Source organism: Streptomyces sp. CBMA152 (assembly GCF_014596475.1).
GTDB lineage: Bacteria > Actinomycetota > Actinomycetes > Streptomycetales > Streptomycetaceae > Streptomyces.
Map to the genome: position 1 here is coordinate 112,028 of NZ_MECJ01000007.1, position 20,066 is coordinate 132,093.

At 70.4% G+C, this 20,066-nt stretch carries 19 protein-coding genes; 9 read left to right on the forward strand and 10 right to left on the reverse strand.

The window, feature by feature from the left end; translation table 11 throughout:
• Positions 1 to 43: 43 nt before the first annotated feature.
• Positions 44 to 409: a YbjQ family protein gene (locus BG418_RS07325; RefSeq protein ID WP_188272907.1), complete on the reverse strand. Its 366-nt coding sequence runs from the start codon at positions 407 to 409 to the stop codon at positions 44 to 46.
• Positions 410 to 594: 185 nt separating this feature from the next.
• On the opposite strand from BG418_RS07325, the gene BG418_RS07330 reads away from it, so the two are divergent.
• Positions 595 to 1,296 carry a VTT domain-containing protein gene (locus BG418_RS07330; RefSeq protein WP_188272908.1) on the forward strand — a complete coding sequence of 234 codons (702 nt, stop codon included), beginning with the start codon at positions 595 to 597 and terminating at the stop codon, positions 1,294 to 1,296.
• A 312-nt stretch (positions 1,297 to 1,608) separates the two neighbouring features.
• Here BG418_RS07330 and BG418_RS07335 read toward each other — a convergent pair whose 3' ends face one another.
• Both BG418_RS07335 and BG418_RS07340 read right to left on the reverse strand, forming a co-directional pair.
• Entirely contained in the window at positions 1,609 to 3,312 is a 1,704-nt protein-coding gene (locus tag BG418_RS07335; protein ID WP_188272909.1) for a threonine/serine exporter family protein, read from the reverse strand.
• 68 nt (positions 3,313 to 3,380) lie between these two features.
• Positions 3,381 to 3,875, reverse strand: coding sequence for an inorganic diphosphatase (locus BG418_RS07340; protein ID WP_188272910.1), 495 nt, complete (start codon positions 3,873 to 3,875; stop codon positions 3,381 to 3,383).
• 211 nt (positions 3,876 to 4,086) lie between these two features.
• Between BG418_RS07340 and dacB the strand changes: the two genes are divergently transcribed.
• The 6 genes from dacB to folE all read left to right on the forward strand — a co-directional run bounded on the left by dacB (position 4,087) and on the right by folE (position 11,465).
• The gene (gene dacB / locus BG418_RS07345; protein ID WP_188272976.1) at positions 4,087 to 5,475 is read left to right on the forward strand and encodes a D-alanyl-D-alanine carboxypeptidase/D-alanyl-D-alanine-endopeptidase; all 1,389 of its coding nucleotides are present in this window, start codon (positions 4,087 to 4,089) and stop codon (positions 5,473 to 5,475) included.
• 54 nt (positions 5,476 to 5,529) lie between these two features.
• Entirely contained in the window at positions 5,530 to 6,660 is a 1,131-nt protein-coding gene (locus BG418_RS07350; protein ID WP_188272911.1) for a zinc-dependent metalloprotease, read from the forward strand.
• A gap of 209 nt (positions 6,661 to 6,869) precedes the next feature.
• Complete coding sequence (gene tilS / locus BG418_RS07355) at positions 6,870 to 7,958, forward strand: tRNA lysidine(34) synthetase TilS (protein WP_188272912.1); 1,089 nt, start codon at positions 6,870 to 6,872, stop codon at positions 7,956 to 7,958.
• 45 nt (positions 7,959 to 8,003) lie between these two features.
• Positions 8,004 to 8,543 carry a hypoxanthine phosphoribosyltransferase gene (gene hpt, locus BG418_RS07360; protein ID WP_067161225.1) on the forward strand — a complete coding sequence of 180 codons (540 nt, stop codon included), beginning with the start codon at positions 8,004 to 8,006 and terminating at the stop codon, positions 8,541 to 8,543.
• A 181-nt stretch (positions 8,544 to 8,724) separates the two neighbouring features.
• On the forward strand, positions 8,725 to 10,752 hold the full coding sequence (gene ftsH / locus BG418_RS07365; RefSeq protein ID WP_188272913.1) for an ATP-dependent zinc metalloprotease FtsH: 2,028 nt from the start codon (positions 8,725 to 8,727) through the stop codon (positions 10,750 to 10,752).
• A gap of 107 nt (positions 10,753 to 10,859) precedes the next feature.
• A complete protein-coding gene (folE, locus tag BG418_RS07370) occupies positions 10,860 to 11,465 on the forward strand; it encodes a GTP cyclohydrolase I FolE (protein ID WP_188272914.1) in 606 nt (201 codons plus the stop codon).
• A gap of 192 nt (positions 11,466 to 11,657) precedes the next feature.
• On the opposite strand, the gene BG418_RS07375 is transcribed toward folE, so the two are convergent.
• The 6 genes from BG418_RS07375 to BG418_RS07400 all read right to left on the reverse strand — a co-directional run bounded on the left by BG418_RS07375 (position 11,658) and on the right by BG418_RS07400 (position 15,134).
• Positions 11,658 to 12,140, reverse strand: coding sequence for a DUF3180 domain-containing protein (locus BG418_RS07375; protein ID WP_188272915.1), 483 nt, complete (start codon positions 12,138 to 12,140; stop codon positions 11,658 to 11,660).
• A gap of 51 nt (positions 12,141 to 12,191) precedes the next feature.
• Positions 12,192 to 12,806 (reverse strand): 2-amino-4-hydroxy-6-hydroxymethyldihydropteridine diphosphokinase, encoded by a 615-nt coding sequence (gene folK / locus BG418_RS07380; protein ID WP_188272916.1) that lies wholly within the window; start codon positions 12,804 to 12,806, stop codon positions 12,192 to 12,194.
• Positions 12,803 to 13,162, reverse strand: a complete 360-nt coding sequence (gene folB, locus BG418_RS07385; protein ID WP_101389407.1) for a dihydroneopterin aldolase — start codon at positions 13,160 to 13,162, stop codon at positions 12,803 to 12,805. Before folB ends, folK begins: the two co-directional genes overlap by 4 nt.
• Before the next feature lie 163 nt (positions 13,163 to 13,325).
• Positions 13,326 to 13,778 (reverse strand): nuclear transport factor 2 family protein, encoded by a 453-nt coding sequence (locus BG418_RS07390; RefSeq protein WP_188272917.1) that lies wholly within the window; start codon positions 13,776 to 13,778, stop codon positions 13,326 to 13,328.
• Positions 13,775 to 14,635 carry a dihydropteroate synthase gene (folP, locus tag BG418_RS07395; RefSeq protein ID WP_188272918.1) on the reverse strand — a complete coding sequence of 287 codons (861 nt, stop codon included), beginning with the start codon at positions 14,633 to 14,635 and terminating at the stop codon, positions 13,775 to 13,777. The genes BG418_RS07390 and folP overlap by 4 nt, the downstream gene beginning before the upstream one ends.
• A 16-nt stretch (positions 14,636 to 14,651) precedes the next feature.
• Positions 14,652 to 15,134 carry a MarR family winged helix-turn-helix transcriptional regulator gene (locus tag BG418_RS07400; RefSeq protein ID WP_398997882.1) on the reverse strand — a complete coding sequence of 161 codons (483 nt, stop codon included), beginning with the start codon at positions 15,132 to 15,134 and terminating at the stop codon, positions 14,652 to 14,654.
• A 146-nt stretch (positions 15,135 to 15,280) separates the two neighbouring features.
• Here BG418_RS07400 and BG418_RS07405 point away from each other — a divergent pair, with 146 nt between their 5' ends.
• Positions 15,281 to 16,771, forward strand: a complete 1,491-nt coding sequence (locus BG418_RS07405) for an MFS transporter (protein ID WP_398997885.1) — start codon at positions 15,281 to 15,283, stop codon at positions 16,769 to 16,771.
• A 143-nt stretch (positions 16,772 to 16,914) separates the two neighbouring features.
• Here the strand turns inward: BG418_RS07405 and BG418_RS07410 are convergent, their stop codons facing one another.
• On the reverse strand, positions 16,915 to 18,756 hold the full coding sequence (locus BG418_RS07410; RefSeq protein WP_188272919.1) for a phosphatidylglycerol lysyltransferase domain-containing protein: 1,842 nt from the start codon (positions 18,754 to 18,756) through the stop codon (positions 16,915 to 16,917).
• Between the two features lie 153 nt (positions 18,757 to 18,909).
• Here BG418_RS07410 and BG418_RS07415 point away from each other — a divergent pair, with 153 nt between their 5' ends.
• Entirely contained in the window at positions 18,910 to 20,022 is a 1,113-nt protein-coding gene (locus BG418_RS07415) for an esterase family protein (RefSeq protein WP_188272920.1), read from the forward strand.
• The last annotated feature ends 44 nt before the right edge of the window (positions 20,023 to 20,066 follow it).

Below are 20,066 nucleotides of genomic sequence, written 5' to 3' on the forward strand. Positions count from 1 at the left end.
GATCCTCCCTCTCGCTTCGGATGCGCTCGGACGGGATCCGGCCTCAGAGCTTCGTGATCACCACGGCCGTCCCGTAGGCGCAGACCTCCGTGCCCACGTCGGCCGCCTCCGTGACGTCGAACCGCATCATGAGGACCGCGTTCGCCCCACGCGCGCGTGCCTGCTCCACCAGCCGCTCCATGGCCTGGTTACGGGTCTGCACGAGGGTCTTGGTCAGCCCCTTCAGCTCACCGCCGATCATCGACTTCAGGCCGGCCCCGATCTGGCTGCCGATGTGCCGGGAGCGCACGGTCAGACCGAAGACCTCGCCGATGACCTGCTGTACCTGATAGCCGGGTACGTCGTTCGTGGTCACGACCAGTACGTCGGACTGCGCACCCTGCCCGCCGCCGAAATCCTCGATGCCCATCGCGTCTTCCTCCTGGGGTCCTGCTTGAGATCCTGGGACACAGCTTTGTACCGGTCCGAGCACGGCGCATCCCCAGGCACACTCCGGAACCTGGATTGAGCCGAACGCGTTGATAACTTTGGCCCGTCAACACGCGCTTACGCACCTGTTCGCCTCCCTACCCCTCACCCAGGAGCCCGGAACCCGTGACCAACCTCGCACTCGGTCCGAGCTGGCTGGACCCCGACCAGTTGCTTTCGTCCTTCGGGCTGGCCGGTCTGCTGGTGATCGTCTTCGCCGAGTCCGGCCTGCTCATCGGCTTCTTCCTGCCGGGCGACTCGCTGCTCTTCACCACCGGCCTGCTGGTCACCACGGGCAAGATCAGCACCCCGCTGTGGCTGGTGTGCCTGCTGGTGGTGGCCGCGGCCGTGGTCGGCGACCAGGTGGGCTATCTGTTCGGCCGCAAGGTCGGCCCGTCCCTGTTCAACCGGCCGGACTCCAAGCTGTTCAAGCAGGAGAACGTGGAGAAGGCCCACGAGTTCTTCGAGAAGTACGGCCCGAAGTCGCTGGTCCTGGCCCGCTTCGTGCCGATCGTGCGGACGTTCACGCCGATCATCGCGGGCGTGAGTCGGATGAACTACCGCTCCTTCATCACGTTCAACGTGATCGGCGGCGCGATGTGGGGCGCGGGTGTGACCCTGCTCGGTGCGGCGCTGGGCAACGTCGAGTTCGTGCACAAGAACATCGAGCTGATGCTGGTGGCGATCGTGCTCGTCTCGGTGGTCCCGATCGGGATCGAGTTCCTTCGGGCGCGGGGCAAGGCGAAGAAGGCGGGTCCGGGTACGCCGTCCCCGTCGGAGATGTCCCAGCCCCGCCCGCCGCAGCGCAGGCGCCACGCGAAGCGCTGACGCAGCCCCCACCCCGCCCCTTCCCTAAACCCTCCGGGGGTGGGTGGGGGTGGAGGTGGTTTCTCGGGGGCTACGCCCCCGGGCCCCGTTCGCGGGGCCTGCGGCCCCTGCACCCCGCTCGGGGCTCCGTCCCGGGCCCCGGCTGGGGTGGGTGGGTAAGCGGGGCTGCGCCCCTGCGCCCCGCTTCGGGTGCGGATCGTGCTGGGTTGCTCGCGCAGTTCCCCGCGCCCCTAAAGGGGGGCCCGAAGGGCCCATCAAGGGGCGCGGGGAACTGCGCGGCCAGCCCCCACCGGGCCGCAGACGAACAACCGGTCAGAACCCTCGCGTCCGCTTGGCCGCCTTGCGGGCCTCCACGCCCGGGGCCTTCAGGAACATTCGGGACATCTCGCTGCCGAGATTCACCCCGATCGCGATCGCCATCGCCAGCGCCGCCGCCTTGGCGATACTGGCGAGGCCCTGATCCCGATGGTTCTGGGCGATCGCGAGGACGCCGAAGTACGTCGCGGAACCGGGCAGCAACGGCCCGATCGCCGCGGTCACGTACGGCAGCGCCGACGTGTTCCGAATGCGCGCGATCAACTGCCCGAACAGGCCGACCAGACCGGCGGCGACAGCCGTGGCCATGATCGGCGACCCCTTCGCGGTGACCGCGATCGACGCGTAGATCACCCACGCGATCCCGCCGTTCACCGTCGCGATCCACACGGTGGATCGTTCCTGCTGGAGCAGTACGGCGAAGGTCAGGCACAGCACCATCGACGCGAGCGTCTGCACGATCGGCCGCTCGATGGGGCTCAGGGCGCCTTCGGGGTTCAGCTTGGCGTCGACCTGGAGCCCCCCGTACAACACGGTGAGCACGCCGATCACGATCGCCACGAAGAAGTACCCGACCTCCAGGAGGCGGGCCGAGGCGGTGATGTAGAAGCCGGTCAGGCCGTCCTGCACGGCGGCCACCAGCGCCCGTCCGGGGATCAGCGCGAACAGGCCACCGGTGATCACCGCCGACGGCCGTAGGTCCCAGCCGAGCAGGCTGAGCGCCACACCCATCGCGGCGGGCGGCATCGCCGCCACCACGAACTGGTAGAACTCCGGCAGCCCGCGCGCCGCGCACAGCCAGGCCAGCCGGTCGCCGAGGATCGCACCCGCCGCCGCCACCAGGAACACCGTCACGCCACCGCCGACCAGCACCGAAGCCGCCCCGGCGAGGCCGCCCGCGGCGAGGGTGAGGAGCCAGCCGGGGTACGGGTGCCGGTTGCGGCGGATCTCCGCGAGCCGGCGGTAGGCCTCTTCGAGCGTGACGTCGTGGTCGTCGCTGGTCATGTCCGTGACGAGCCGGTGCACGGCCGCGAGCCGCGTGTAGTCGGTGCCCCGGCGGCGTACCGTCCGGTTCGCCGTGACCGGGTCCTCCACCAGCGACGGCTGATGGGTGATCGACAGCAGGGTGAAGGTCACCGTCGGCTCGCAGCGGTCCAGACCGTACGAACGGCAGATCGCGAACATCGCCGCCTCGACGTCCTCCGCGCCCTCGCCACCCGCGAGCAGCAACTCGCCGATACGCAGCGTCAGGTCGAGCACGCGCGGCACGGCGGGCCCGGAGTCGTCGGAGCGCTGGGCCGACTCGGGCACCGGCCGCTCGCCCACCGGCATCCGCAGCATGGTGCGCATCCGGTCCTGCCAGGGCGCGTCCTTGGAGAGCCGCACCAGTGGCAGCCCGGCGGTGGTGATCAGCGCGGGCGGCGCCTCGCGGGCCGAGTAGGTGCTCGGGCGCGCGAAGGCGGAGGCGGGCTGCTCGACGACGGGCTCGGGCTCCGGGACACCGGCCGGCAGGGCGAACTCGGAGGTCGGCGCGTCCTCCTCCGGCGGTCCGGGCTGCTCCACCCCCTCGGGGGCCGAGAAAGCGCTGCGCGCCTCGTCGGACGACGGCTTCCGGTCCTCCGCGGCCTGCTGCTCAGCCACCGCTTGCCTCCCTCCAGCCCCTTCAGTACGTATGCGTGTGCCCAGTATGTGGGCGCGCATGACCACATACGACAGCGGGCGGCGCACCCCGGAAGGTGCACCGCCCGCTGTGGTGGATCAAAGGCGCGTCAGTGCGCGCCGCCCTGCGCCTCAAGGCGCTTGTAGGAAGCCTTGATCTCTTCCTCGGCCTCGGCGCGGCCGACCCAGTTGGCGCCCTCGACGGACTTGCCGGGCTCCAGGTCCTTGTAGACCTCGAAGAAGTGCTGGATCTCCAGGCGGTCGAACTCGGAGACGTGGTGGATGTCGCGCAGGTGCTCCACGCGCGGGTCCGAGGCCGGGACGCAGAGCAGCTTGGCGTCGCCGCCCGCCTCGTCGGTCATGTTGAACATGCCGATGGCGCGGCACTTGATCAGGCAACCCGGGAAGGTCGGCTCGTCCAGGATGACCAGCGCGTCCAGCGGGTCGCCGTCCTCGCCGAGGGTGTTCTCGACGAAGCCGTAGTCCGCCGGGTAGCTGGTCGAGGTGAAGAGGCGACGGTCCAGGCGGATCCGGCCGGTCTCGTGGTCCACCTCGTACTTGTTCCGCGAACCCTTCGGGATCTCGATGGTGACGTCGAACTCCACGGGTGGCTCTCCTCCATGATCAGCACAAGCTGTGACGGTTCCTGCGTCCCCCGGGCGGACCCGGGGCACTCAGCCGGATGGGCCGCCGGTGCTGACCCGGAGTGCCATGTTCGCGGCAAGACGCAGTTCTGGTGATTAAGTGTCCCTCACGCAGGTGTGTGATCGCGAAAGGGGCTGGTCCTCGGTGCCGGGACCCAAGACGTGGCAGCTCATGGTGGGTGCGGCTGCCGCAGGCCTGGCACTGGCGGCCGGAGCCGTGGCAGCGGCCGGTCCATGGGACTCCGGCCAGCGTACGGCCGAGCGCGTCAGGGCCGGCGCCCGCGAGCGGACAGGTGGCGCACATCACGGTCAGGCGCCCCCCACACCGGCGCCCGCGCCCAGTGCGAGGAGCGTGCTCACCGCATTGAGCGCCCCCGCGAGCGCCCCTGTGGACGGACTGCCCCAGGCGCTCGGCCCGCTCCTGAGCGCCCCCGGCCTCGGCCCCCAGCCCGCCGCCGCCGTGTACGACACCGCGACCGGCAAGCAGCTCTACGCGGAGCGCGCGGACGCCGCCATGACGCCCGCCTCGACCGTCAAGATCGCCACCGCCGTCGCCGCGCTCTCCGCCCTCGGCCCCGACCACCGGATCGCCACGACCGTCCTGGCCCCGGCGGACGGCCGGGCGCTCACCCTCGTCGGCGGCGGCGACCCCACGCTCGACAAGGACGGCCTGCGCGCCCTGGCCGACACCACCGCGCGCGCCCTGCGCGGCCGGGGCGTCACCGAGGCGACCCTCTCGTACGACACCTCGCGCTACAGCGGCCCCGAGACGCATCCCATCGGCCCGAACGAGAACCTCGCCCCGGTCGTCGCGCTGATGACCGACGAGGGGCGTACGGACGATACGGACAGCGGGCCCGCGCCGCGCAGCGGGGACCCGGCCGGGGACACCGCCCGTACGTTCGCGGCGCTGCTCAAGGAGCGCGGCGTCACGGTCGCCGCTCCCCGGCCCGGTACGGCCCCACAGGGCGCCGCCGAGGTCGCCCGTGCGCTCTCGGTGCCGCTGTCCTCGCTGGTCGAGCGGATGCTGACGAACAGCGACAACGACATCGCGGAGGCGCTGGCCCGCCAGACGGCGATCGCGGCCGGGCAGCCCGCCTCCTTCGAGGGCGCCTCGCGCGCGGTCGCCGACCGGCTCGCCAAGCTGGACCTGCCGCAGGCCGCCGCCGCCCGGTTCGCCGACGGCAGCGGGCTCGACCGCGACGACAAGGTCACCGCCGACCTGCTCACCCGCCTCCTCGCGCGCGCCGCCGACCCCGGCCACCCGGAGCTGCGCCCGGTCCTGACGGGTCTGCCGGTCGCCGGGTTCACCGGCACCCTGCGCGCCCGCTTCGGCGCCGGCTCGTCCGGTACGGGCCTGGTCCGCGCCAAGACCGGCACCCTCTCCGGCGTCAACACCCTCGCCGGCACGGTCGTCGACGCGGACGGGCATCTGCTGGCGTTCGCCTTCCTCGCCGCGAACACCCCGGGCCCCGACCCGGCCCAGCGCGCCCTCGACCGGCTGGCCGCCACCCTCGCCGGGTGCGGCTGCCACAGCGGCTCGCCGAGCCCTGCCCCGTAATCACTCGGCGTCAACCCTCCTCCCCTGGAGGAGGGGACAACGTACGGTTGACGCATGACGAGCATCGGTGGTGCCGAGATGGTCGACTGGAACCTCGCGGTGGCGACCGCGACCCGACTGGCGAGGCCGGGCCCGGAGGTGAGCCGGGACGAGGCGCGCGCCGTCGTCGCCGAGCTGCGCCGGCATGCCAAGTCCGCCGAGGAACATGTGCGGGCGTTCACCCGGATGATCCCGGAGGGCGCCGAACCGGCCGACACCCCGGTCCTGGTGGTCGACCGGGCGGGCTGGGTCAAGGCCAATGTGGCGGGCTTCCGGGAGATCCTGAAGCCGCTGCTCGACAAGATGCAGGAGCGCCGGGGGAGCAGCCCGGGCGGCGCCGTGCTCGGCGCGGTCGGCGGCAAGGTGACCGGCGTGGAGCTGGGGATGCTGCTGAGCTTCCTGTCCTCGCGCGTCCTCGGCCAGTACGAGACGTTCGCGCCCGCCACCCGTGAGCTGCCCGCCGGGGCCGACGGCGGCGGCCGGCTGCTGCTCGTGGCCCCCAACATCGTCCATGTGGAGCGCGAACTCGACGTCGACCCGCACGACTTCCGGCTCTGGGTCTGTCTGCACGAGGAGACGCACCGCACCCAGTTCACGGCCGTGCCCTGGCTGCGCGACCATCTGGAGGGCGAGATCCAGTCATTCCTCGGCGAGACCGAGGTCGACCCGATGACCGTCCTGGAGCGGCTGCGCGAGGCCGCCCAGTCGCTCACCGGAAGCCGCCCCGAGGGCGAGGAGGGCGACAGCGGCCGCTCCCTCGTGGAGCTGGTGCAGACGCCCGCCCAGCGGGAGATCCTGAGCCGCCTGACCGCCGTGATGTCGCTGCTCGAAGGCCACGCGGACTTCGTCATGGACGGGGTCGGGCCGCAGGTCGTGCCCTCGGTCGCCGAGATCCGCGAGAAGTTCCAGCAGCGCCGCGCCAAGGGCGCGTCCCGCCTGGACCAGGCGCTGCGCAAACTGCTCGGGCTCGACGCGAAACTGCGCCAGTACCGCGACGGGGAGCGCTTCGTACGAGCCGTGGTGGAACAGGTCGGCATGGACGGCTTCAACCGGGTGTGGACCTCGCCGAACACACTGCCGACCAAGGCGGAGATCGCCAAACCGGCGGACTGGGTCGCGCGGGTGCACCGCAGGACGGAGAGCTGACCACAACAGCGCCGACGGTACCCATGGGCCCGGGGCCCACTGGTGTCCCCCGGAAATGCGCAGGATCACCCATCCGAGGGACCGTAGGGCATGGGTAGGCGTGCAATGCTCGGGTAACGGCTCGGTTCTGTCACCATCTACGCACTCTGTGTGACCGATCTTTTCCCTCGTCCCGAGGCACCCCCCAACTTCACCGAAGGGCACCGGACATGGGTCCCCATCCTGCGGTCGCGGCGATACGCCTGGCGGTCCGCCGCGTACTCCACGACGTACTGCGCGACGCGCTCGTCCTCCAGGACGCCGCCGACAGCGCACCCCACGACACCCCCGAATCCCCCCGTTCCCCCGAAGCACCCCGCGACCACGCGCGCGAGGGCCGCGTGAGCGACCCGCTGGTCCTCGTCGCCTGCTCGGGCGGCGCCGACTCCATGGCGCTCGCCTCCGCCCTCGCCTTCGAATCCCGCAAGCTCTCCGTCCGCGCCGGCGCCATCACCGTCGACCACGGCCTCCAGCACGGCTCGGACCTGCGCGCCGCCGAGGTCGCCGTCCGGCTCACCGCGCTCGGCCTCGACCCCGTAGAGGCCGTCACGGTGCACGTGGGCCGCGAGGGCGGGCCCGAGGCCGCCGCCCGGGACGCCCGCTACGCCGCCCTGGACGCCGCCGCAGAGCGCCACGGCGCCGCCGCGATCCTGCTCGGCCACACCCGCGACGACCAGGCGGAGACGGTCCTGCTGGGCCTGGCCCGCGGCTCCGGCACCCGCTCGCTGTCCGGCATGGCCGCCGTCTCCGGTACGCGCGGCCGCTACCGCCGCCCGTTCCTCCAGATCGACCGGCAGACCGCCCGCAAGGCCTGCCTCGTCCAGTCGCTGCCCGTCTGGGACGACCCGCACAACGCCGACCCCGCCTACACCCGCTCCCGGCTGCGCCACGAAGGGCTGCCCGCCCTGGAGAAGGCGCTCGGCAAGGGCGTCGTGGAGGCCCTGGCCCGCACCGCCGAGCTCTCCCGCGACGACGCCGACGCCCTGGACGCCTGGGCCGCCGACGCCGACGCCTCTGTACGCGACGACGCGGGCGAGCTGGTGTGCCAGAAGCTGTACGCGCTGCCCGCCGCCGTGCGGCGCCGGGTGCTGCGCACGTCGCTCATCTGCGCCGGTTCACCCGCCGGTTCGCTCTTCGCCCGCCATGTCGAGGAGGTCGACCGCCTGATCACGGGCTGGCGCGGCCAGCGGGCCATCAACCTCCCCGGGCGCGTCGAGGCGCGGCGTCAGGGTGGCAGACTGGTCATCCGGCAGAGCTGAGCTCACGTACGTACAACGAAAGTGGCCCGGGTGAACGAGAAGGACATGGGCACCGACCTCCAGTCGGTGCTCATCACCAAGGAAGAGATCGACGCCAAGCTGGCCGAGCTGGCCGCGAAGATCGACGCGGAGTACGCGGGCAAGGACCTCCTGATCGTCGGTGTCCTCAAGGGCGCCGTGATGGTCATGGCGGACCTGGCGCGCGCGCTGTCCACCCCGGTCACCATGGACTGGATGGCCGTCTCGTCCTACGGCGCGGGCACCCAGTCCTCCGGCGTCGTCCGGATCCTCAAGGACCTCGACACCGACATCAAGGGCAAGCACGTCCTGATCGTCGAGGACATCATCGACTCGGGCCTCACCCTGTCGTGGCTGCTGTCCAACCTCGGATCCCGCGAGCCCGCCTCTCTTGAGGTCTGCACGCTGCTCCGTAAGCCGGATGCCGCAAAGGTCGCGATCGACGTGAAGTGGATCGGGTTCGACATTCCGAATGAATTCGTCGTCGGTTACGGCCTGGACTACGCCGAGAAGTACCGCAATCTCCCGTTTGTCGGGACGCTCGCTCCGCACGTCTACGGCGGCTGAGCCGGTAACCCGGTCGGGAACCAAGAGCCCCCTTCCCGCGTTGGAGCTTGGGAAGGCGGGTTTGTCAGCCGTCCCTTGCGGCCGCGGGTGACAATGCTGGGGTACCGTCCGAAGAACAGTCTTTACTCACAGCAGCATTTACCTACGGGCAGGAGGGACGGGGCGTTCTCGCTCCGTATGGATGGACGTGAAGCGATACTTCCGTGGGCCGGTCATGTGGATCGTGCTGGCCGTCCTCGCCGTGGTCGTGTTGATGCAGGTCGTCGGCTCGTCGGGCGGCTACAAGACGGTGGACACCTCCGAGGTCGTCCAGGCGATCGACAAGAACCAGGTCGAACAGGCCAAGATCACCACCGGCGACGAGTCGGTCATCAAGGTCGACCTCAAGGACGGCCAGAAGGTCAAGGGCAGCGGCAAGATCCAGGCGAGCTACATCGGCGACGCCCAGGGTACGAGCCTGGCCAACAAGCTGCAGGGCAAGTTCGACAGCGGGGACCTGACCAAGGGCTACACGGTCTCCCCCTCCAAGCAGAACCCGATCGTGGGGATCCTGCTCTCGCTGCTCCCCTTCGTCCTCATCGTCGTCGTCTTCCTGTTCCTGATGAACCAGATGCAGGGCGGCGGCTCCCGGGTCATGAACTTCGGGAAGTCCAAGGCGAAGCTCATCACCAAGGACACCCCGAAGACGACGTTCGCGGACGTGGCCGGGGCCGACGAGGCCGTCGAGGAGCTCCACGAGATCAAGGAGTTCCTCCAGGAGCCGGCGAAGTTCCAGGCCGTCGGCGCCAAGATCCCCAAGGGCGTGCTGCTCTACGGCCCGCCCGGCACCGGTAAGACGCTCCTCGCGCGCGCCGTCGCGGGCGAGGCGGGCGTGCCGTTCTACTCGATCTCCGGTTCCGACTTCGTCGAGATGTTCGTCGGTGTCGGTGCCTCGCGTGTGCGCGACCTCTTCGAGCAGGCCAAGGCGAACGCCCCGGCGATCGTCTTCGTCGACGAGATCGACGCCGTTGGCCGGCACCGCGGTGCGGGTCTCGGCGGTGGCCACGACGAGCGCGAGCAGACCCTCAACCAGCTGCTCGTCGAGATGGACGGCTTCGACGTGAAGGGCGGCGTCATCCTGATCGCCGCCACGAACCGGCCCGACATCCTCGACCCGGCGCTGCTGCGCCCCGGCCGGTTCGACCGCCAGATCGCCGTCGACCGCCCGGACATGCAGGGCCGTCTGGAGATCCTCAAGGTCCACCAGAAGGGCAAGCCGGTCGCCCCGGACGTCGACCTCTCGGCCGTCGCCCGTCGCACCCCCGGCTTCACCGGCGCCGACCTGTCGAACGTGCTGAACGAGGCGGCGCTCCTGACGGCGCGCAGCAACCAGAAGCTGATCGACAACAACATGCTGGACGAGGCGATCGACCGCGTCGTGGCGGGCCCGCAGAAGCGGACCCGGATCATGTCCGACAAGGAGAAGAAGATCACCGCGTACCACGAGGGCGGTCACGCCCTGGTCGCGGCGGCGTCTCCGAACTCGGACCCGGTCCACAAGATCACGATCCTGTCGCGCGGCCGGGCCCTCGGCTACACGATGGTCCTGCCGGACGAGGACAAGTACTCGACCACGCGCAACGAGATGCTCGACCAGCTCGCCTACATGCTGGGCGGGCGCGCGGCCGAGGAGCTCGTCTTCCACGACCCGACGACGGGCGCGGCGAACGACATCGAGAAGGCCACGGCCACCGCGCGCGCGATGGTCACGCAGTACGGCATGACCGAGCGGCTCGGCGCGATCAAGTTCGGCGGCGACAACACGGAGCCGTTCCTGGGCCGTGAGATGGCGCACCAGCGCGACTACTCGGAAGAGGTCGCGGCGCTGGTCGACGAAGAGGTCAAGAAGCTCATCGAGACCGCGCACAACGAGGCGTGGGAGATCCTGGTCGAGAACCGCGACGTCCTCGACAACCTGGTCCTGCAGCTCCTGGAGAAGGAGACGCTGGGCAAGGAGCAGATCGCCGAGATCTTCGCCCCGATCGTGCGGCGCCCCGCGCGTCCGGCCTGGACGGGCTCGTCGCGGCGTACGCCGTCGACCCGCCCGCCGGTCCTGTCGCCCAGGGAGCTGGCGCTGACCAACGGCGCGTCCACCGCCAACGGCGCCGCCCCGACGGACTCGGTCCCGACCGAGCAGCTGCCGGGTGTGGAGGACCGTCCCGAGAGCTGATCGTCTGCTCCTCGGACCCGGAATGCATGCCGCGCCCCCCAGGTTTTAGCCTGTGGGGGCGCGGCGCTTTCGTACGCCCGTGCAGAGCAACGAGGAACGAGGCACAGATGACCGACCCGGTGACGCTGGACGGCGAGGGCCGTATCGGCGAGTTCGACGAGAAGCGGGCCGAGAACGCCGTGCGCGAGCTCCTCATCGCGGTCGGAGAGGACCCGGACCGCGAGGGTCTGCAGGAGACGCCGGCGCGGGTGGCGCGGGCCTACAGGGAGATATTCGCGGGTCTGTGGCAGAAGCCGCAGGACGTGCTGACGACGACGTTCGACCTGGGCCACGACGAGATGGTCCTGGTCAAGGACATCGAGGTCATGAGCAGCTGCGAGCACCACCTCGTGCCGTTCGTAGGCGTGGCGCACGTCGGGTACATCCCGTCGACGGACGGGAAGATCACCGGCCTGTCGAAGCTGGCCCGTCTTGTCGATGTGTACGCGCGTCGGCCGCAGGTGCAGGAGCGGTTGACCACGCAGATCGCGGACTCCTTGATGGAGATCCTCGAACCGCGTGGCGTCATCGTGGTCGTGGAGTGCGAGCACATGTGCATGACGATGCGGGGTGTGCGGAAGCCTGGTGCGAAGACCATTACGTCCGCCGTGCGCGGGCAGCTTCGGGATGCGGCGACCCGTGCCGAGGCGATGAGCCTGATCATGGCTCGCTAGCCCCGTTGCTTCGCCGGGGCGTGGGTGTTCGGCTGCGCGCCGGTGGGGGCTGGTCGCGCAGTTCCCCGCGCCCCTGTGGGGCTGGGCTGTCGGGACGTCGACCGCGGACCGTGCTTGGCTTGTCGCGCAGTTCCCCGCGCCCCTAATAGCGGCTCTCTGGGACGTACACGCCTCCCCAGATCCCCGCTGCCCCTATTGCGCCGCCGGCGCCTTGTTGTCGTCCTCGTCTTCCGGGAGTTTGCAGACTCGTTCCAGGAAGAACGCCGCTGCCACCACCGCGATGCCGGCCGCTACCGAGAAGCCGGCGTAGATCGCCTGGTCGCGGCGGGCCGGGATGTCCAGGGAGCCGAGCAGGAAGACGCCCGTGCCGCCGTACATTCCGGAGACCAGGGCGGCCACCAGGGCGCTGGACTGGCCGAAGACCACGGCGCGGGCCGCCATCAGCGGCTCGACGCCCTTGGCACCGGGGCGGCGCTCGCGCTGGGCGCGCAGCCGGGCGCGGATGGAGAGCGCGGTGGCGAACAGGACCACCGCGATCACCGCGAGCACGATCGGCGCCGCCAGCGGGACGCTCGGCAGGGTGCCCAGCGAGTCCCAGAGCCGGGCACCGGCCCAGGAGAGCACTCCGGCGACGGCGAACAGTCCCGCCAGTACGCCCAGCCGCAGTTGTTTCACCGAAGAGTGCCCTTCGTCTCCAGAACCGATACGCCGTCAGCAGCCTAACGACTACTCGGGCAGGCGCAGTTCCAGGTCGGCGCGCGGCAGCACGCCTTCGCGGCCGATCGCGGCGAGCAGTTCGGCGACCGGGCCCCGGCCGGGCAGCTGGGCCTCCGGGTCCACGTCGTGCCAGGGGACGAGGACGAACGCCCGCTCGTGGGCGCGCGGGTGGGGGAGCGTCAGGACCGGGTCGTCGCTGATCACATCGGCGTAGGCAACGATGTCCACGTCGATCGTGCGCGGCCCCCAGCGCTCCTCGCGGACGCGGTCGAAGGCCTCCTCGATGGCCTGGCCGCGCTCCAGGAGCGAGCTGGGGGGCAGCGTCGTCTTCACCACGACCACCGCGTTGAAGTACGAGGGCTGCGAGCCGGGGGCGACGCCCCAGGGCTCCGTCTCGTACACGGGGGAGACCGCCTTGACCCGCAGGCCGGGGGTGTCCTCCAGGGCGTCGATGGCGCCCTGGAGCGTCTCCATGCGGTTGCCGAGGTTGGAGCCGAGGGAGATCACGGCGCGTTTCGGGTTGGACAGGGTGACGTCCGCCGCGTCCACCTGCTCGACCACCGAGGCGGGCACCGGCTGTACGGTCGGGTCGCTCTGCGGGCCTTCGTGCGAGAACACAGTCATACTCGGCTCCGGGTGATGGTGATGGTCACGTCGTCGAAGGGGACGGTGATCGGCGCGTCCGGCTTGTGGACGCACACCTCCACCTGCTGCACCCCGGCATGCTTCAGGCACTGCTGGGCGATGCGCTCGGCCAGCGTCTCGATCAGGTCGACCGGCTCGCCCTGGACCACGTCCACGACCTCCTCGGCCACCACTCCGTAGTGCACGGTCTTCGCCAGGTCGTCGTCGGCCGCCGCGGGGCGGGTGTCGAGGCCGAGCACCAGGTCGACGATGAAGGTCTGGCCCTCTTCGCGCTCCCGGGGGAAGACGCCATGGTGCCCGCGAGCCTTGAGGCCGCGCAGCGCGACACGATCCACGCGAATCACTCCTGCTGTCGTTGGTCAGACGGGACACGGCCGCGTGCGGGCGGCTCATTACCCACCATCGAATCTACCTGCGGGCACTGACAACGCTCGCCCACGGGGGCTATGGACAGACGGCGTCAGGACTGGTACCCGCCCCTACCCCGAGCCCCCTGTTTCAATCCTCGTCCTCGCCCGTTTCCGCCAGGACGGGCGAGCCGTGGTGGGACCAGAGCTTCCAGCCCTCGGGTGTGCGGCGGAACACATTGGTGGCGACCACGAGCTGGCCGACCAGCGGCCCGAGCTCGCCGCCGTCCTGGGCGGGGCCGCCGCTGAGGATGTTCTCGGTACAGGTGACCAGGGCGGTGTCGGCCAGCACGACGACCTTCACATCGGTCAGGAAGAACTGGATGTACTCCGTGTTCGCCATGATCAGCGCGTACGAGCGGAGCACCTCGCCGCGACCGGACAGGACCGGCCAGCCGGGGTGGACGCAGGAGATCGCGGTGTCCCCGGCGTCGGTGGCGCTCAGCCAGAGCTCGGAGAGCTCGTCGAAGTCGCCGCGCTCCAGCGTCTCGTAGAAGGCGGTGTTGGCGAGCTCGACGGCCTCTATGTCCGTGCGGGCACTCACGTGGCTCCCTCGACCGCGCGCGCGACGCGGACGGCGTCGGCGGTGGCCCGCACCTCGTGGACGCGGACCGCCCAGGCGCCCTCGTGCGCGGCGATGGCGGAGACGGCGGCCGTGGCGGCGTCGCGCTCGCGCGCGGGCGGCGGTCCGGAGCCGTCCCCGGCGAGCACGTGGCCGAGGAACCGCTTGCGGGAGGCGGCGACGAGCAGGGGGTGGCCGAGCGCGCGCAGGTCGGCGAGGTGGGCGACGAGCGCCAGGTCGTGCTCGGCCTGCTTGGCGAAGCCCAGGCCCGGGTCGACGACGATCTTCTCGGGGGCGATGCCGCCCGCGACGACGGCCGCCACGCGTGCGTGGAGCTCGGCGACGACCTCGGCGACCACGTCCCCGTACACCGCGCGGCTGTTCATGTCCTGGCTGAAGCCGCGCCAGTGCATGACGACGAACGGGGCGCCGCAGGCGGCGACCGCCGGGATCATGGCCGGGTCGGCGAGGCCGCCGCTGACGTCGTTGACGAGCAACGCGCCCGCCGCGACGGCCTGTTCGGCGACCGAGGCGCGCATGGTGTCGACGGAGACGGTGACGCCCTCGGCGGCCAGGCCCCGCACCACCGGCACAACTCGGCGCAGCTCCTCGTCCTCGTCGACGCGGGTCGCGCCCGGGCGGGTCGACTCGCCGCCGACGTCCACCAGGTCGGCGCCCTCGGCGACAAGGTTGAGGCCGTGCTTGATCGCGGCGGCCGTGTCGAACCAGCGGCCGCCGTCGGAGAAGGAGTCGGGCGTGACATTGACCACGCCCATGACCGCGCAGCGGTCCCACTCGGGCAGCCCGGTGACCGTGCCGCGTCGGCGCAACGTACTCATACGTCCAGCGTAGGCGTCAGCCGACGGTCCCCGGACCAGACCCCGTACGAGATCCCGGGCCGCCGGTCAGACGCCGCAGGAGTTCGTGCAGGGCGCCCCGGTCGGCGCCGGGGAGCGCGTCCAGGGCGGTGTGGGTGCCGTGCATGCCGGCCCGGACGGTCTCGACGGCCTGGGCGCCGCCGTCGGTGAGGACGACGTTCTTGACCCGGCGGTCGGTGGGGCTGGGCTCGCGGCGGACCAGGTCGCGGCTCTCCAGGCGGTCCACGATGCCGGTGACGTTGGAGGCGTCGCAGTGCAGCGTGGTGGCGAGCGAGCGCATGGAGGCGGGGCCCCGGCGCAGCACGGTCAGCGTCTTGGCCTGGCTGGCGGTGAGGCCCACCTCGGCGGCGGCCGAGGTGAAGTCGCCGTAGTAGTCCGCCAGGGAGTCCCAGAGGGCGTCCATGAGCACGTCGTTCGTCACGGCGTGGGACACGGCGGCCGGGCGGCTGGTTCCAGACATGGCGCCACCTTACCGCGAGAAACTTGACGATCTCAACCTTTGAGGTTTACCGTCACTCTAGTTGCTTGAGGTAATCAAGCACTTGAGGTAATCAAGCATCGACCACCTCAAGCAATCCCTCCCTACGGACTCCTACGGAAGAAACCGTGACTCCCACACATCACGTGGCGCCCACGCGCCCCACCGGCGGCCCCGCGCTCGTCCTGGTCCTCGGGCTGGCCGCCATGGTCGTCTCGATGATGCAGACCCTGGTCGTGCCGATCCTGGGCATCATCCAGAACGACCTCGGCACCTCCACCTCCAACGTCAGCTGGGTCACCACCGCGACCCTGCTGTCCGCCGCCGTCTTCACCCCGCTGCTCGGCCGCTTCGGCGACATGCACGGCAAGAAGCCCACGCTCATAGGCGTGCTCGTCCTCATGGTCGCGGGCTCGGTCCTGGCGGCCACCACCAGCTCGCTGCTCTGGCTGATCGTCGGCCGGGTGATGCAGGGCGCGGCCACCGCGATCTTCCCGCTCGCCCTGTCCGTACTCCGCGAGGAGGTCCGCCCGGAGAAGCTGCACGGCGCGATGGCGCTGGTCAGCGGCACCCTGGCGTTCGGCAGCGGTCTCGCGCTCGTCGGCGCCGGTCTGCTCACGCAGGGCGACCACCCCGACTACCACCGGGTCTTCTGGCTCGCCGCCGTCCTCGCGATCGTCGCCCTGGTGGCCGTCGTCGCGGGCGTCCCGGCCTCGCGCCACAAGCCCGGCGGACGCACCGACTGGCTCGGCGCGGGCACGCTGGCGGCCCTCCTGGTCCTCCTGCTGCTGCCGATCTCGCAGGGTCACGAGTGGGGCTGGTCCTCCGGCCGCACGCTGGGCCTGTTCGCCGCGGCCGTCGCCATGACCGTGGTCTGGGTCCTGGTCGAGAACAAGGTCAAGGCGCCCATGGTGGACATGAAGATGTTCGCCCACCGCCCGGTCTTCTTCACCAACCTGGCCGGTCTGCTGCTCGGCTTCGCGATGTTCTCGCAGTTCATCGGCGTCTCGTACCTGGTGCAGATGCCGGAGAAGATCACCGGTTACGGGTTCACGGCGTCCGTGCTGCGCGCCTCGGTCGAGTACCTGCTGCCGACCACGATCATGTCGCTGCTCGCCGCCCAGCTCGGCGGCATGCTGGTCCGCCGCATCGGCGCGCGCTTCACGCTGACCATCGGCGCCGTCTTCGGTGTCGTCGGCTTCGCGTGGCTGACCGGCGCGCACGACACCACCGCGTCGGTGATCCTCGCGGGCATGGTGATCGGTGTGGCCATCAGCTTCGGTTACGCGGCGATGCCCGCGCTGATCGTGGCGAGCGTCCCGCACCACCAGACGGGTATCGCGAACGGGATCAACTCGATCTCGCGGTCCGTCGGCAGCGCGATCGCCAGTGCGGTGATCACGTCTCTGCTCGCCTCCAAGACGATCCAGCACCTGCCGCCGGGGATCCCCGCGCTGCCGCAGGAGAGCCAGTTCACGCTGAGCTTCGCGCTCGCCGGTGGTGCGTTCCTGCTGGTCGTGGTCGTGGCCCTGCTCGGGCTTAAGTCCGACCGGAAGCCGCAGGCCGATGCGGTCGTGACCGGGGTGGATGCCTCTGAAGAGGCCAAGGTCAACGCCTGACCGGTGCCCTAGCGGGCAACACGAAAGGGGCCCGGGGATTTCCCCCGGGCCCCTTTTTCGGACTCCGTCCGTCGGACGTTTGCTGCGGGCCGTGCGTGGCTGGTCGCGCAGTTCCCCGCGCCCCTAAAAGCCACAAGCCAGGCTTACGCCGCCCGTACCTCGCTCTCCGTGGACGCGAGGTGCGCGCACGGACGCTTGCGGTTGGCGCGGCTGAAGCGGGCGAAGGGGCGGGGGAGGGCGACGTTGACGAAGCCCTCGGCCTGCATCACCGCGAAGCCGATGCGCGGCAGGTCACCGTGGGCGCGGTAGACCATGAAACGCGGTTCCCAGCGCGGCTGGAACTTGGCGTTGAACTTGTACAGCGACTCGATCTGGAACCAGCGGGACAGGAAGACAAGCAGTCCGCGCCAGAGCCGCAGCACCGGGCCGGCGCCGATCTTCTCGCCGCGCGCGAGCGCCGAGCGGAACATCGCGAAGTTCAGCGAGACGTGCTCGATGTTCAGCTTCGGGGCGGCCTGGAGCGAGGCGACGATCAGCAGCTCGTTCATGCCCGGGTCGGCGGACCGGTCGCGGCGCATGAGCTCCAGCGACATCCCGTCCTTGCCCCAGGGGACGAAGTGGATCATGGCCTTCAGGTCGCCGTACGGCCCCGGCTCGCCCGAGCCGTCGTCGTCGGCCTTGTGGGCGGTGGCGATCACGCAGTCGCCGTCGTCCGGGTCGCCGATCCGCCCGAGCGCCATCGAGAAGCCGCGCTCGGTGTCGGTGCCGCGCCAGGCCTCGGCGGCCCGCTGAATCCGTTCCAGCTCGCCTACGGAGAGATCACGGACGCGCCGTACGCGGGTTTCGTAGCCATTGCGCTCGATGCGCTTGACCATCTGGCGTACGTTCCGCATGGCGCGCCCGGAAAGGGAGAAATCCGCGGCGTCCACCACCGCCTCGTCACCCAGCTCCAGGGCGTCGAGCCCGGTCTCGCGGGTCCACACCTCGCCACCTGTCTCCGAGCAGCCGACCACGGCCGGCGTCCAGGAGTGCGCCTTGGCCTCGTCCATGAAGCGCTCGATGGCGCCCGGCCAGGCCTCGACGTCGCCGATCGGGTCGCCCGAGGCGAGCATCACACCGGAGACGACGCGGTAGGTGACGGCGGCCTTGCCGCTGGGGGAGAAGACGACCGCCTTGTCGCGGCGGAGCGCGAAGTGGCCCAGCGAGTCGCGGGCGCCGTGCTTGGCGAGCAGGTCGCGCAGCTGGCGCTCGTCGTCCTCGGTGAGCCGGGCGGCCGGGTGCTCGGGGCGGAAGGCCAGGTAGATCGTGGTGATCGCGGTGAGCAGGCCGAGCGCGCCCAGCGAGTAGCCGACGGTCCAGCTGGTGTCGCCCGCGTACTCGACGGGGCCCTCGAAGCCGAACAGGCCGTACATCACATGCTGGATACGGTCGGCGATCGACGGGTTGCCGACGACCCGGCCCGGGTGGACCGAGACGATCACCAGACCGAGGCCGAGCGAGCCGGAGCCGAGCAGGATGAAGTTGGCCAGCGCCTTCCAGCGGCTGCGCGGATCGGGCAGCGCGGTGAACTCGTCGCGGTGGCGGACCAGCAGCACGAGCAGCGCGATCGAGATCAGCACGCCGATGATCGAGTGCCGGTACAGGAACTGGGCCACCGCGCCGATCGGCAGCAGGGCGACCGCGGCCCGCCAGGCCCGCCGCTTGCGCCGCTTCAGGCCGTGGGCCAGGAGCAGCAGCAGGACGCCGGTGCTGAGCGCCAGGGCCGCCGCGAAGGGACCCGTCGTGCCCGGTAGGACTTCCGTCACAGCATGCATCCTGCTGGCGCGGAAGCGCGGGAAGATGCCTGCGGCGATGTTGAGCAGGCCTACGAAGGTCGCAGCCGTGCCGACCAGTGAGGGAACCGAGTCGGGGCGCGGTCCGCGGAGGACTTTGCGCGCGCCGGCCGGAACCGAACCCTTTTTGTCCCCATCTATCCTGACAGACATCGCTTCCCGTGACTCCGCGAGAGATCCTGGTTGTCGGAACAGTGACAAGGTAGCCGCTGTCTTCCGGACAATTTGCGCCCTCTAGGACGGCACTTCCAGGGGGCGGGTTCCCTCGGTCTCAGGAAAATCTCAGTCAGAAAGTTTCTACGACTCATGGGTCTCACGAGCAACACGGTCCTGATACTCGCCGTCGTCCTGGCGGTGGTGTTCTTCGGGCTCACCATCTGGCTCTGGCCGCGACTGGCCAAGCGCAGCTGGCGAGCCGTCGTGGGCCGCATCGGCCTGCTCCTCGGCACGCAGCTGATGCTCTTCGCCTCGGTGGGCCTCGCGGCCAACAACTCTTTCCTCTTCTACGGCTCGTGGGCGGACCTTTTCGGCCAGGAGCAGGACATGGGCGTGGTGGTCGACCACTCCGCCGGCAGCAAGGACATCAAGGTCACGGGCAAGGAGAAGCCCGACACTCCGGGCGCCGGCAACCGCGCCATGGGGGGTGAGATCCAGAAGATCGTCGTCTCGGGCCAGCAGTCCAAAATAGCCAGCCCCGCCTACGTCTATCTGCCCCCCGAGTACTTCCAGAAGAAGTACGAGAACCAGAAGTTCCCCGCCGCCGTGGTCCTCACCGGCTACCCCGGTACCGCCGAGAACCTGATCAAAGGGCTGAGGTACCCGAAGACGGCGTGGGCGCAGGTCAAGCAGAAGAAGGCGCAGCCCATGATCCTGGTCATGATGCGCCCGACCGTCGCGCCGCCGCGTGACACCGAGTGCGTGGACATCCCGGGCGGCCCGCAGACCGAGACCTTCTTCGCCAAGGACCTCCCCAAGGCCGTCTCGCAGACGTACCGCGTCGGCACCAAGCCCCAGAACTGGGGCTTCATCGGGAACTCGACGGGCGGCTACTGCGCCCTGAAGATCGGCATCCACCACCCCGAGGTCTTCGGCGCCAGCGCGGGCCTGTCGGCGTACTACAAGGCCGCCAGCGACCCGACCACCGGTGATCTCTTCCACGGCGACAAGAAGGCGCGCGACCGCTCCAACCTGCTGTGGGCGCTGGACCACGTGCCCGCCGGCAAGTCGTCGTTCCTGGTCACCAGCTCGAAGTCGGGCGAGGACAACCTGAAGCCGACGCTGAAGTTCATCGAGAAGGTGAAGTCGCCCGCGCGCGTGTCGTCGATCACGCTCAACAGCGGCGGGCACAACTTCAACACCTGGCGGCGCGAGATCCCGCCGACCCTGGAGTGGATCAGCAGCCGTCTGACCGGCAACTGATCACATCCCCTCCATCGAGACGATCATCGGCCGCCTCGGCGGCC

Excerpts from the sequence above, each read along its gene's own strand:
- BG418_RS07350 (WP_188272911.1), top strand. The coding sequence starts at position 5,530 with ATGACGAGCATCGGTGGTGCCGAGATGGTCGACTGGAACCTCGCGGTG.
- folE (WP_188272914.1), top strand. The coding sequence starts at position 10,860 with ATGACCGACCCGGTGACGCTGGACGGCGAGGGCCGTATCGGCGAGTTC.
- BG418_RS07410 (WP_188272919.1), bottom strand. The coding sequence starts at position 18,756 with ATGTCTGTCAGGATAGATGGGGACAAAAAGGGTTCGGTTCCGGCCGGC.
- BG418_RS07415 (WP_188272920.1), top strand. The coding sequence starts at position 18,910 with ATGGGTCTCACGAGCAACACGGTCCTGATACTCGCCGTCGTCCTGGCG.
- folK (WP_188272916.1), bottom strand. The coding sequence starts at position 12,806 with ATGACTGTGTTCTCGCACGAAGGCCCGCAGAGCGACCCGACCGTACAG.
- ftsH (WP_188272913.1), top strand. The coding sequence starts at position 8,725 with ATGGACGTGAAGCGATACTTCCGTGGGCCGGTCATGTGGATCGTGCTG.
- hpt (WP_067161225.1), top strand. The coding sequence starts at position 8,004 with ATGGGCACCGACCTCCAGTCGGTGCTCATCACCAAGGAAGAGATCGAC.
- BG418_RS07400 (WP_398997882.1), bottom strand. The coding sequence starts at position 15,134 with ATGTCTGGAACCAGCCGCCCGGCCGCCGTGTCCCACGCCGTGACGAAC.
- BG418_RS07335 (WP_188272909.1), bottom strand. The coding sequence starts at position 3,312 with ATGCGCGCCCACATACTGGGCACACGCATACGTACTGAAGGGGCTGGA.
- dacB (WP_188272976.1), top strand. The coding sequence starts at position 4,087 with ATGGTGGGTGCGGCTGCCGCAGGCCTGGCACTGGCGGCCGGAGCCGTG.
- BG418_RS07325 (WP_188272907.1), bottom strand. The coding sequence starts at position 409 with ATGGGCATCGAGGATTTCGGCGGCGGGCAGGGTGCGCAGTCCGACGTA.
- folP (WP_188272918.1), bottom strand. The coding sequence starts at position 14,635 with ATGAGTACGTTGCGCCGACGCGGCACGGTCACCGGGCTGCCCGAGTGG.
- tilS (WP_188272912.1), top strand. The coding sequence starts at position 6,870 with ATGGGTCCCCATCCTGCGGTCGCGGCGATACGCCTGGCGGTCCGCCGC.